The sequence below is a fragment of the Levilactobacillus acidifarinae DSM 19394 = JCM 15949 genome (genome assembly GCF_001434835.1).
Lineage (GTDB): Bacteria > Bacillota > Bacilli > Lactobacillales > Lactobacillaceae > Levilactobacillus > Levilactobacillus acidifarinae.
Map to the genome: position 1 here is coordinate 662424 of NZ_AZDV01000026.1, position 13277 is coordinate 675700.

Sequence of the window (13277 nt, forward strand, 5' to 3'; positions counted from 1 at the left end):
TGCTGGCCTAAGTTGGCAATCTTTTCGACCTCACCACTCCAAGTACTCAAAACAATTCCCTGGATAATTCCTTTACGTCGACATTGTAATAAATAATCCAAAAGAACTCGAAAATCTACTTGATCACGGATTGTTCCGCAAATGACTGCCCATACCGTTCTCACATTAACAGCTCCTAGCTATCGTCCAAAATTAAATTGAAGACTTTTGTCTTTTCGATTAATTTTCCATTTCGAGAGATCACTCTTTTTTTGAATAAGTCCCTGAATAATTTGTTCAAAATCTTCCGGTGTAACCCAATTTGGTTGAAATTTAGTAATCTGATTATTCGCCCTGATAAATCGTAGGGTACATGCAACGTTCTGCTTACCCAAGCAAATTTCAAAAAGGCCACCATATGGCAAAGCGGTGGGATAGGTTGCAAACTCACCATCGCTATTAAAAAATGCGTTCCCTAAGCCATAGATAACTGGCTGTCCATTTAACATTTCTATCCCCTGCAAGGCATGCGCACCATGTCCTACAATTACGTCTGCTCCTGCCACAATCAACTCTTTTGCCAACTGTCGTTGTTTAGTCGTTACATCTTTAAAGTCCACGCCCCAATGCGGCGAAACAATGATTAAATTCTGCGGATGGTCCTGACGTTCCTTTTTTATTTTTGCCAGGAGTACTCCCGTGATTGGCGCTACTCCCCATTTGTCAAACAATGGGTACACGTTCAGCCGTCGATAATTCTTGTCGTTATACCAATATCCGTTGAACAAGGTGAGAGTACCCTGACCAGTTTTAATTCGTAAGGGAACGGTAGCCTCGTCGATATCTCGTCCCACACCGATATGCGTCATCGTTGCCTGATCCAAATACTTAACTGACTCACGTAATCCAGATTCTTCATAATCTGCCCCATGATTGTTCGCCATCAAAGCAACATTTAGATTAGCCTTCTTAAATGCCGCCAACGTGGGTTGAGGATGACTTCCCAATACAAATTTTTTTAATTTCCACAAGCGAGAATCCTTTAAATCATCAACCAAGGCCGACTCCATATTAAAAATATTCAAATCCGTTTGTTGAAAATATGACTGTAGTTTTTCAAATGTATAGTCATATCCTCTGGCCACCAGTGGATCCCACCGATTCCTTTTCTGCCGGCGTGCTGTGTAAAACTCTCCTGGGTAAACATCTCCAATGATTGCTACGACTGGTTTCTTAGCCCTCACCGAAAGTTGTGGTATCGCATAGTCCGAGTCGCCATTTTGTAGAACCGTTGTCTTTTGATGCACCAACTGCGATAAGGCGACATCCCGATCATAACTACTAGTCGCCCCCAAAACCACATACAGATAACGCCGATCAAACGCAATCGCAAACCCACCATTTTGGCCCCAAAAATAGCCTCCTAGCAGTTGTCCCTTTTTTACTAACATCGTTGAAGCATAGAAATATTTTTCATGCTGGACAACGTCCGTCTGATGTAGCAAATCCAAATCCTCTAATGGCAATTTACTCAACAAAATCCCCAGTGCTATCAAGTCTTTTCCACTGTAGGTTTGTTTAACCGTTTGACGAATCCGTCCCGTTTGGTTGGCTAGGGCTCCCTTTAAATTTTCATATCCGGGTAAAGATCGGTACCAACTGCTCATCTTCCTAGAGGTCTGTTCGCGAACCATTTGACAAATGGCTAGCGCGACGATTGGTTCCGAAGTTGCTAACATTAAATTGAGTAATTGCCGCGCATTCACCCTTTCATTAACTGAAAAAAGGGAAGTTCGATTGTCGTGCTTTAATAATTTCTCCGATACAATTAAAACGGTTGTCGGTAAAATTCTTTGATCGCTCATTAGTCTCAAAAAAATTAAGAGTGTTGCAACGTTACCTAATCCCGCATTCACGACTGTTTGCTCATCACCGATGCTCTGACAAATTTTGTGCTGCTCTAAATCATACTTTTGCGCTAAAGACACGACCGCATCACCTACTTCCCTAACAAATCATGTTGAATGGCATAATTATAGACTTTGAGATTAACCCTTTCATTTTCCCTCAATAATGGCTGCAATTGTTGCCAATATCGATTTAGTTGAGTCGTTTCTAACGCCAATTCAATAACTCGCCGTCTTCGGACGTATCGATTTAAGCCCTGCAATCGTTGAATTTCTTCATCAAAATAATTCTCTAATAAATTTAGAGACTCACTGCAGATATAAAATTCTTGCTTTTTTTGTGGTAAATATCGATCCAGCACTGCATCTACTTGTTGACTTAATTCGCGTGATATTTTAAAACCATTACTCTGACGATAAAAATAGCGACTTAAAATATAACAACTAACTTTGACGTTGATTGTATGGTGTAGCCGATGCATCTTAGCATTAAAATCATTTATCCGTTCAATTTCTAATACTGTTGGCGTCGGTAAGTTTCCCCGCCTAAGCAATCTAGTTAAAGTTAAAATGCTATATTGATTTCCCGCCTTGGCACTACTTAATAAATAAGCTGCCGTATCTTTCGGTTCCACATTAGCTTCCAACCAGAAGTCTAATAATAACCGGGAAACATTATCAGTTTGCAAACATCGAGACCATAATGCTGATTGCTTGGCTTTAGAAATCCCCGGAAATACAGGCTGCATGGACTTTTGCTGCTTCTGTTCAGAAGAAATTAGTACGGTTTGATACGATCGTAACCACTTGTTTTTTGAGAAATCAGGATTATGACTATAACGAACAAGCTCTTCCATTTCTGTTTTATTCGCCCGTTCCAGGCTTGTGACCATTAGGGGCTGTAAGAACTGTCTCACATGCTGACTAACTAAATCTAAACGATTAACTGGCTGGCGCAGAAAATACTCAATAACCGCACTAGACTCAATAACGACTCCTAATGCATCATGCTTTAATCTTCCGTCATGACTACTATGAAAAAAATCACTAAATTCAATACAATCATTAAATCGTTCACTTCGTTCATTCATCCCAATAATTTGGAAATGCGTTGCCAGAATGGCAAAATATACGGCATATACACGCTGAAAAAATACTGGAAAATCTTTACCACCTGATATGGTGTACTGTTTTAAATCTTCTAATAACGGTCGAAAATTAATTAGTTGAAAATAGGCTTTAATTATAGGGTAATCTCGTAAAAATGGATAAATAAAGAATTGCGTATTGGCAACTAAATCTCGGGTGAAGTACAGCTCAGAAACATCGAAATTGATCAGTTTACGAATATCTGCGTGTTCACCTAGAAACGCATAATCCGTAAATTGCATAATTCTACCGGTTCGACCTTTTAAAACTATTATTTGGTGCTTAAATTCTACTGGTAGGTCAGTGTAGCCGTATTGTTGACAGCTCTCACGAACATCTGGGAGTGAGTGATGTCTCTGCCAATAATTAACCAGCTGTTTTGTACTCGGTAATGCCCGATCCGTTCGTGTTTTTAAAATGATAGTATCTGTAGGCGTTACATTTAACGCTGCTTGTAGTTGAGTTGCCTGTCGCCAATAATTAATTGAATTTGTCTGAATATTTTGAACCCGTTGGTCTATTGGTTGTGAATAAACAATAGACACCTGATTTTCTCTCAGTAATTCCTCCAAAGATTTAAATGGCTTTAATTCATCCGTCCACGTAGACAAAACAATACCTTGAATAATCTGATTGTCCCGCCATTGCAGCAGTTGATCCATCATTAATCTAAATTCAATTTCATCTCGAATCGTGCCGCAAACAATAGCCCAAACCGCTTTTTCCACCATTAACATGCTCCTTAGTTTTGACCTATTCTGCAGGAACCTCGTCTCGAAAGACTGTCAACTCCTCGGGCGTTCCCAAGACGTGCACGGCGTCGGTTGGAATGGTCTTAACCGTGACGGTCCCGCGATGTTCTTGGATGAAGTAATGGTAAAACGGCGCAACGTAGGTTTCCCCGTAATCTCTGCGAACGTCCGCGGCGTGGTGGTGATACAGCCCCGCAAAGTCCACAAACCGATCGAAATAGTAGAAACCAACCGACGCCAAATCGGAAATCCGGCGTTTCTCAACCACATCAACCACATGCTTCTGATCGTCGAGTTTAATAAACGACCAATGATCACCAGGGGCCTTAAACGTGGTCAAATGCCCGTCACAGCCTACGAGGTCCGCTCGTAAGATATGTCCGGGTTCCACGTAAGTATCAATGTTATAGATGGCCACCCCTTCGTGGGGATTTAAAGCCGGCATCGCTGCCATCACGGTAGCCGCCTGCCCCGAGGTCACGGCATCGATGGGAATGATTTCGTAATTTCCAATCCCCGCCGCCGCAATCAACCGTTTCAGCTGGTCACGGTCGTAGGCGCCTTGACGGACCACAAAAACAAATTTTTCTGTTTTAAAATCGCTTAGCGAGTCAAGTGCCCATTCAAACAGGCTCCGATCATGGACCATAATCTCGTGTTTTGGTTGGGTGTAGCCCACCCGTTGAAACCGGGACCCGCGTCCCGCCATCGTTATCACAACTTGCATGGTTAGCCCTCCGTTATCTTCGCCATAAATGGCGCAAACTTGGTAACCCCCACCGCTAGCATCGCCTTCTGGCGTTCCGGTTTATCTTGATGCAGCGGAATCATACTCAAAAAGAGTAGGGATTCAATCAGTTGAATTTGTTGGTAAGTCGCCGCATCGCCTAAGTGATCGCGTAACCGACGTTCAAACAATTCCCCCACCTGTTGCTCGTTACCCGTCACGTCCAATTCGTAGTCGATGTGCCCCGTTATGTCAGCAGTCAGTTTAAACATGTCGGAAATAATACAATCGTATTTACCCGAAAAACTGTGCATCATTTTGGCGTAGTCGTACTTAGCGTCCCCGTAAATATCAAAGCGGCCAAATTTTCCCCGGGGGTCGATTAAGCGCATCACGTGTTGGGTGTTGTCGTACAAGACGTTACTCATACAGAAATCCCCGTGAATCACGCTAAAATGATCACCTTCCAGAACCCCAGACTGGGCCAGGACCGTTGGCAGCGCTGTCAAAATAGCGGTAATACTGGGGTAGAGTTGCCCGTTAATGACCAACGGTTGGTCGGCAATTTTAGCAAAAAATTCCTGTTCGTCGACTAACCGGTTCAAGCGGTCGACCGTTTTATTCAGATACATCTCCGCCACGGTTTCTCGGTATTCGTCCGGGTCAACTTGGACCTGGTAGTGTCCCATTTCGGACCGTAAAAAGAACAGTTCATCGACAATTTCGCGCCAGAATCCCAATTCCAGATTGCCGTAGAGAAAGAGGTTATGCAAACTTTCGTAAGAGAAATATTCCATTTCCACGAACGGCGCGTTGTAGTTTAGCGAATAATCAAAGATTCGGGGGGCGAGATACGCCAAATTCTTCGGTAATTTCAAATACCACTTAATTTCTCCCAGAAACTTATCGACGTCGGTGCTTTCCTTGCGAAGAATTCCCCGCTGAAAATCAATAGTGGTTTGGTTAAAGAACCGTGCCTCCACGGCTTGCTTCGCTTCGACATACTTATCACTGTGCCCAAAATCGAGCCAGTGTTGCGCGGTGATTGGGGTTAAGGGGTGTGCCTGATCGTAGTGACAGAGGTTGGTATAAAAATCTTGGTTAGCTTGCCAGTGGTCGAGTAACCAACTTCCCGTTCCAAAGGTGAAGACCCCAACCGCCGCTTGCAACTCTTCGGTGGGCTGCGTCGGCACCACCTTATCGTTAAAGGCCAGGCGTTGGTGATCGTCAACCGTCACGGTGGTCCACCGGCCGGCATCCGCCACGGGATGAGTCAACACCACATCGGGTTGGGTGATGGCATCGGCCGTGACCACGGTGTCCCCAAAAACCAGCGTTAACGTCCCCAGGGGGCCTTGGTTTTGGAGTTGGGCTAACGCCTGAGCAACCGATTCACTCAAGGTTAACCCGTCAGCAACCACCAGTGGTTGTATCGCTAAACTTTTATACTGAACGTAATCGGTAATCGTCGTGTCGTTCGCATTGACCGCAATAAACAGGCGGTCGTAAGTGTCAAGGTACTGGGTCACGGTTCGATCAATAATCCGTTCCCCATCGGTCACGGGAATCATGGCCGGATAGATGGCACCAAAGTTACTTTGCATCTCTTCGGCTACCTTAGCGGCTGAAAGCATCAACAGGGTTTTCAATGCACGTTACGCTCCTTATCTACTAGGGCTTCGAGTTCTGCTGGGGTGTGATTGAGAAATTCGCTAGGGCGAAACGCGCGGTCATCGATGTAGTAGCCCCCCCGACCGGCCCACGGCTTACCAAACATGATTTCGTCGTAGGGCACATCGTAGCGATCCAACCACTTCGCCGTAACGGGTGCCGTGTACTTATTAATTTGTCCTAAGTTACCGTTATAAGTGCGCATCTGGCGTGAGGTAAATAACACGATACGAAACCCCGCCGTTTGGTACGCCCGCAACTGTTCGATCACACTTGGCTTCGGTGCTACCTCCAAGTAGCTTTGTTCCGGTGTCTTTAGATCGCATAAGGTCCCGTCAATGTCGACAATTAAACTGGTTGTTTGATCCATGATGACATCCCCCCATTGTGCTGGTCATGTGTGCTGGTTAGGAACCGCTAACCTACTAAGCTGTAACGGATTGTGCAACCTGAGCCGTTTGACGATCAAAGTAGTCGAGTAGTTCCTGCCACTTAGCGAAAACGGCATCTTCAGAATATCGCTGAGCATTGGTGTAAGCGGCTTGCCGGTAATGATCCAGTTTTTGGGGATCAGCGAGTAATTTCCGCATGGCCGCGGCAAGTTGATCGACCTGGCCGTCTTTCGTCAAAATCCCACTGACACCGTCTTGAATAATATCACTGGGGCCGTACTTCACGTCGTTGGCAATCATTGGGACCCCGTGCGCTTGGGCTTCTAGTAAGGTTAAGGAGAATCCCTCTGCCCGACTGGGTAAGACACCCAAAACGGCACGATTGTACACCGCGTTGATATCGTTGGTGTAGCCCTTGAACAGAACACTATCTTCGAGGTGGTGCTCGGCCACTTGCTGATGGAGAGCCTTGGCCGCATCCCCGTTAGCGTAACCCCACAGCTCGAGCTTGGCCGCCGGAAAATCCGGGTGAATCTGGGCAAAGGCCTCGATCGAATGGTTCTGTTGTTTTTCGGGTGCTAACCGGGCAACGTGCACGATAAGATCCTTTTGCCGTTGGTTGCCATCGTAGTGGGGAGCCGCTAACGTCTGATCCGTCACGTACCCTACCGGAATCGTAAAGGCCGGAATATTAGTGCCGAACCGGGCCTCAATATCGCGCGATTGTTCCGGCGTGGCCGAAATCACCGCGTCCCACTGCCGCCAATTATCTAACGCATTTTGATAGTTATTGTTTAGCGGCGAATGAACCATGTCGTTAGAATCGCTAACGTGATTGTTGTGTAGGTGTAAGACCCGATAGACCGGCGTCTTCATATTGAACAATCCCCAGTCACATTCTACGGTCCGATCACAGATCATCACGTTGGTCTCTCCGTTAGCGTTCAACTCATCGTAGAAGAAGCGGGTCAATTCATTCATGCCACGGAAAGTCCAGCTACTATGCCGATAGTTCACCACCCGCCAGCTGATTCGTTCTTGCCCCCCACGGTCCAAGAGGTGACTCTTTTCCACGTGAACTTGCCCATCGGGACCAAAGTATTGTTCAAGGGCAATTTTACCGTCCCAGTCGAAGTTCTGTTCGAGGCACTTAAACCCCCGCACATCCCACCAGGTCATCTTGAGCGTCCGGCCGTTAACATCAAAGTATTGAACGTTACTAACCTCATCCGACTGTGCGTCGCGTAAGTAAACAATCATCAGCAATTTACCTTGCACGAAAACCTGACACTGCTTATCTTTACGGGTCTGGGTACTGTTCAGCGGCAACGCGAGGGACTGCAACGTCACCTTCTGGGTCGGTACCGTGGCACTGCCACAAAAGAATTCAAATAAATTAACGAAGTTCTGACGATCAATGTGGGCTTGTGCCAACACATCGGCTAAATTCATCGCAAACATTCGGGTGACAATTTTAGCGGGCACCCCGTGCTTTTGAAACAACCGCAACCGCATGATTTCGGCGTGTTCGATCCCCGACTTAGAAAATTGTAAGTTATCGTTTAAGAAATAGTACATCGCAGTTCCTCCTTTATGCCAATACGCGTTGCCAGCGGTTCCAAACTTTACGGTGCGTCCACGTGGTATGTGCCTCTTGATAAGCCGCCGTGCTCATTTGAGCAAGCTTAGTGGGATCTTGGAACAGGCCAGCAATTTTTTCCGCCATGGCCAGTGGGTTCCCCGGTGCCACCAGGTAACCATTTTGATCCGGTTGAACCAATTCTTTAACCCCATAGTTAAATGGGTAACTGACCACTGGAATGCCGTGGGCCATAGCTTCTAGCATCGCTAACGGTTCGGCATCGGCTAATGACATATTGGCCATGACTTGATACTGATCATACTTTTTAGCGAGTTGCGGATCGTAGTCTTCAAACGTCACCTGGTCGGTCAATTTTAATTCGGAAACTAGGTCCTTCATCTGGTGAACATAGTCCGGTTGCCCGTACCCGTATAAATCAAACGTTGCGTCTGGCACCCGATCCTTCACTAAAGCAAACATTCTCAGAAGTTGATCGATTTGTTTGTCCGGTGCAATCCGTCCCACGTAGAGCAAACTATGCGGCCGGCGCTGATTCTGGAATACCGGGTGGGCGTCGTCTCCCGTCTTCGCTAACGGGGTAGTCGTTACCGGTGAAATGGCCGTCACTTTAATTTTCGGGAAGCGGGTGGCTAAATGTTCGGCTTGCTTGGCACTAGCCGTGACGAACCCATCAAATTGCTGATAATGATCAAACGCTGGTTGTAAAAAGCCATCTAATTCCGCATGTAACGGATCATTGGGATCCCGTACATGGTTAATAGGTAAGTAAAGAATTTTTCGTGCCGCGTTAGTTAATCCCAACAACGGGTTGACCGCCGTTCCCGGTCGGTCACCGATAAAGGTGGTTTGTCCCTGATCCTGACGGGCTAATTCCTCTAAGAAGAAGGCAAACAGGTCGTCGGCGTTCTGGAAGAACCGGTCCCCCTTACCCTGATAATCCTTCAAGATAACCCGTGACGTGAGCGGGTTACCCGCCGTATCAGGTACTAGGTACTCGTCCATCACGATCCGTCCCTGTGGTGTGTAATAGCGTTGCATCATCAACTTACCGTTTTGTCCGAAATATTGGGTTGCCGATTTAAAGCCCCGCCAGTCCCACAGGTCGGTTTCAATAGCGTTGCCCTGTGCATCAAGAAATTCCTGATAAAATACGCGGCCAATGGTTCCCGGAATAAACCCGACATTACTGGTCTGCAGGTCACCATCGGTTATCTTACTGACGTTAGCCCCAACCGTGATTTCCGATTCAACGGGTAAGTGCAAATCAGTTGTGTGGACCAGTCGCGGGGTCACCTGGGTGGCCTCCTGAAAGAAATCATACATATTAACAACTTCTGAATCGGTCAAATCGAAATCAGTCAGGGTGCGGTGCAAGAGTCGATCATAGATTTTGGTCACAATCTGAGCCGGTTGGTGGTAATGGTTGAACAATTTCACCCGGTTCATGGCCGTATGTTCCACACTAGAATTCTTTTGTAGGATGTATTCATTAATAAAATAGTACACAGCACTCACTCCATTTCTCGATTAATTTTCCCACGGGTACTTTCCATTTTTGTCCCGTTTAGTGTGTTTCATCATGTAGGCTGTTCGCTCGTCCATGCGTTTACGCGTCTTTTTCTTATTTCGGGCTCGAATCACCAGAACTAAGACCCCCAGGACAACGAAGAGCAACATTCGAATAAAGAACTGAATCCGTTTATAAGAAATTGCGGCGGCTAAAATTGTCATCTGGTCACCCCTTGGTTGGCATAATCGTAGTAGTTAATCAGTCCAGAAAGAAAGTGTTCACAATCATCAATTCTGGTCCGAAAGTTATCATGACGGGCAAAGAAGCCCCCGATGAATTTTTCTGGATAATAGAAATACATGGCTAATTCTGGCTGAAAGCTTCCGGTCAGCAATTCATGCTCCGCTCGCTGCCGCCATGCTAGTCGTAACCGACCAAGGTCGTAAGGCTCGAGTAAATCCTCATTTCCGGTGCGCTTAATCACATCGGTCATCTTCACCGCCGCATTGAGTAGTTCTAACAGTGTCGGATAGGCCGTATCTCGTTGTTCAATGAACGTTAAGTGATCATAAACGTTTTGTAGCCCCATTCGCATATAATCTCGATTTACCGGAAAAATCTGTAGGGCCTCGTTAATCGCATAGGCTAACCAATGATCGTGATACTTGCCATAGTCGTGATCCACCATGAAATCTAACGTTTGCTGGACTAAGCGGGCCACCTCAGCGTCTTGCGTGACTTGGTACAAGCGGGCTAACGCAAAGGTAATTTCACCTTCATAGTAGATAATCCGGAACGCTTCCTTAACGGTCAGATCTGGATTCAACACGTGATTAAACCGGCCCGATGGTTGCAAAAACCGAGTGACGCCCCGGTAGGCCTCTAGGAGAACTGGCAAAAATTTATCATCGTGGGCGACTTCTTGGTACTTACAAAGTGCCAGAATCAACATTGCTTGGGCTCCGAGTTTTAATTCTGGCGTTCCGTTCTTACGTTGTTCAATCACAAACCGGGCGTCACCGGCCACCATCGTTAATTGATCAATCCCCCATTGTAAGGCTTGGTTAACCTGTGGAAGGTCTGTTGACCGTCCCGTAAACTGAATAGCTTCTAACAAAGCGTAAATTGATGAAAAGTGACGCACGGTATTATAGCTGCTCAGGATACGCTGCTGGGCGGGATAGTAGCCGTAAATGAACTTACCATCCGCTTTGATCTGTCGGTGGAGAAACTGCTCTCCTGCATCAATGGTCGTTTGAAGTTCTCCGTTCAAATCAATCATCTGCCGAATACCACGACTCGATTCAGCTTGGTTCAAAACGTGAACCCGGTCTCCATCGAAGAAAATGCCCGCCGTCAGAAAGGTCCAAACGTGTGCGCCTTGAACCAGGCTCGGTGCTGGCTGACCGTTACGGCGGGTCAAATACCGCTCAACGGCTTTAAAATCAATCCAACTATCCGATAGGTTTTTTCCGATTTTATGCTGTGGCCCAGGTTTAAAGAAGGCGTGACCATTAATTTCCATCTCCAGAAGCGCCGTTTGAAAGTCAGCATCAAAACTGACCCCTTGTCGCCAATAGTTCATTCGCGGCAACGCTTTCAACTTTTGTTGTAACTGTGACAACGTTATTCGCTGAACGGCCTGGACAACTTCAATACGCACCCAGCTAGTCATGGGTGTGGTCGCTAAAACGTCAGTAATCTGAGCCCATGCCTGATTGAAACTGGCTCCCTGAAAGAATTGCACGGCGGCACGGTGCCGGCGATCCGAAACGGATAGAGCAAGGCGAACATTCCCCGTTGCACCGTCTTGAACATCACCCAGATTGACCACGTGCCCCTTCAATTCTTTGATTACTGACTTTTTCATTGGATCACCCTCCTGTATGCTCTTTTTAAACTTCTATGTATGACACGCCATAGTTTTACCTATGACGTGCCTATGGTTAATTTAATTGTACTAACCTAATTTAAATATCGAAACTAATTAGCCTCAGTTTGCATCATTCATCGTGCTTACGCCGTTTGCCTAAGAACCACAAGGCGCCGGCGCCGCCAATGGCAATTAGTGCTGCAACTGTGCCCCAAACAGCCTTTGTCTGAGTCGTGTTCTTCGCCGGATTGGTCTGATTAGCGTGACTAGTTGCATCGTCAGCCGTCCCCGCTGTGGTATTTCCTGCCTTGGCAACCTTTTTATCAGTTGGTGACTTTGAGCTATTCGTCGAATCACTAACTGCTTGATCCGCTGCTCTTGTCGACATCAGATCAACAACTGGTGACTGGGCCGTTGCTGCATTAGGCGTACCTGCTGCTGCATTCAACGTCGTTGGCGCTGCTGGGGTCGCGGTCGTAGGGCTCGCAACCGGTGTTCCCCCAATATTAGCTGCATTGACACTATCGTCGGCGGTACCAGTTGTAATCCCTGTGGAGTTACCACCAGTGCCATTACCAGTTGCATTGCCAGAGTTAGTACCAGAACCTGCGTTGGAACCAGAATTGGATCCATTTCCAGACCCGTTCCCAGAATCAACGCCTAGATCACCACCGTTACCAGAATCAATGTCAGAGTCAACATCCGAATCTACATCACTGTCAGAATCTAATCCACCTGATCCGGAGCCGCCACCAGAACCAGAGTCACTGTCAGAGTCCGAATCACTATCCGAATCGGAGTCACTGTCGGAGTCTGAATCACTGTCGGAATCGGCGTCACTGTCAGAGTCCGAATCACTGTCGGAGTCTGAATCACTGTCGGAATCGGCGTCACTGTCGGAATCGGCGTCACTGTCGGAGTCCGAATCGCTATCAGAGTCGGAGTCGCTGTCGGAATCAGAATCACTATCCGAGTCGGAGTCGCTATCCGAATCAGAATCACTGTCGGAATCGGAATCACCATCCGAGTCAGAGTCGCTATCCGAGTCGGAGTCGCTGTCGGAGTCCGAATCACTGTCAGAATCGGAATCACTATCCGAGTCAGAATCACTATCGGAATCGGAGTCACTGTCAGAGTCGGCGTCACTGTCCGAATCGGAATCGGAGTCACTGTCAGAGTCGGCGTCACTGTCCGAATCGGAATCACTGTCGGAATCGGAATCACCATCCGAGTCAGAGTCACTGTCGGAGTCAGAGTCCGAATCGCTGTCAGAATCGGAATCACTATCCGAATCAGAGTCGCTATCCGTGTCAGAGTCACTGTCAGAGTCAGAGTCACTGTCCGAATCGGAGTCACTGTCCGAATCAGAGTCGCTATCCGTGTCAGAGTCACTGTCAGAGTCAGAGTCACTGTCAGAATCGGAGTCGCTATCCGAGTCTGAATCACTATCGGAGTCCGAATCACTGTCGGAATCGGAGTCACTGTCAGAGTCCGAATCACTGTCAGAGTCCGAATCACTGTCAGAGTCCGAATCACTGTCAGAGTCCGAATCACTGTCGGAATCAGAGTCACTATCCGCATCAGAGTCACTGTCGGAATCCGAATCACTGTCAGAGTCCGAATCACTGTCGGAATCGGAGTCACTGTCAGAGTCCGAGTCACTGTCAGAGTCCGAATCACTGTCAGAGTCCGAATCACTGTCGGAATCAGAGTC

10 protein-coding genes are annotated in these 13277 nt (G+C 47.0%); all 10 read right to left on the reverse strand.

Features of this window, described 5'->3' with window-relative positions; translation table 11 throughout:
* Positions 1 to 179: 179 nt before the first annotated feature.
* The gene (locus FD25_RS10885) at positions 180 to 1967 is read right to left on the reverse strand and encodes a CapA family protein (RefSeq protein ID WP_057804151.1); all 1788 of its coding nucleotides are present in this window, start codon (positions 1965 to 1967) and stop codon (positions 180 to 182) included.
* An 11-nt stretch (positions 1968 to 1978) separates the two neighbouring features.
* The gene (locus FD25_RS10890) at positions 1979 to 3763 is read right to left on the reverse strand and encodes a hypothetical protein (protein WP_162256272.1); all 1785 of its coding nucleotides are present in this window, start codon (positions 3761 to 3763) and stop codon (positions 1979 to 1981) included.
* A gap of 25 nt (positions 3764 to 3788) precedes the next feature.
* On the reverse strand, positions 3789 to 4514 hold the full coding sequence (locus FD25_RS10895; protein WP_057804156.1) for a glycosyltransferase family 2 protein: 726 nt from the start codon (positions 4512 to 4514) through the stop codon (positions 3789 to 3791).
* A 2-nt stretch (positions 4515 to 4516) separates the two neighbouring features.
* Complete coding sequence (locus FD25_RS10900; protein ID WP_057804158.1) at positions 4517 to 6163, reverse strand: aminoglycoside phosphotransferase family protein; 1647 nt, start codon at positions 6161 to 6163, stop codon at positions 4517 to 4519.
* Positions 6160 to 6555, reverse strand: coding sequence for an HAD family hydrolase (locus tag FD25_RS10905; protein WP_057804160.1), 396 nt, complete (start codon positions 6553 to 6555; stop codon positions 6160 to 6162). The genes FD25_RS10900 and FD25_RS10905 overlap by 4 nt, the downstream gene beginning before the upstream one ends.
* A gap of 55 nt (positions 6556 to 6610) precedes the next feature.
* Positions 6611 to 8155, reverse strand: coding sequence for a glycosyltransferase family 4 protein (locus FD25_RS10910; protein ID WP_057804162.1), 1545 nt, complete (start codon positions 8153 to 8155; stop codon positions 6611 to 6613).
* Positions 8156 to 8168: 13 nt separating this feature from the next.
* Positions 8169 to 9686 carry an accessory Sec system glycosyltransferase Asp1 gene (gene asp1, locus FD25_RS10915; protein ID WP_057804164.1) on the reverse strand — a complete coding sequence of 506 codons (1518 nt, stop codon included), beginning with the start codon at positions 9684 to 9686 and terminating at the stop codon, positions 8169 to 8171.
* Between the two features lie 21 nt (positions 9687 to 9707).
* Positions 9708 to 9911, reverse strand: coding sequence for a hypothetical protein (locus FD25_RS10920; protein ID WP_057804166.1), 204 nt, complete (start codon positions 9909 to 9911; stop codon positions 9708 to 9710).
* Positions 9908 to 11560, reverse strand: coding sequence for an AGE family epimerase/isomerase (locus FD25_RS10925; RefSeq protein WP_057804169.1), 1653 nt, complete (start codon positions 11558 to 11560; stop codon positions 9908 to 9910). The genes FD25_RS10920 and FD25_RS10925 overlap by 4 nt, the downstream gene beginning before the upstream one ends.
* A gap of 133 nt (positions 11561 to 11693) precedes the next feature.
* Positions 11694 to 13277, reverse strand: a 1584-nt coding sequence (locus FD25_RS14340) for a hypothetical protein (RefSeq protein ID WP_420835897.1), incomplete at its 5' end; no start/stop codon positions are given.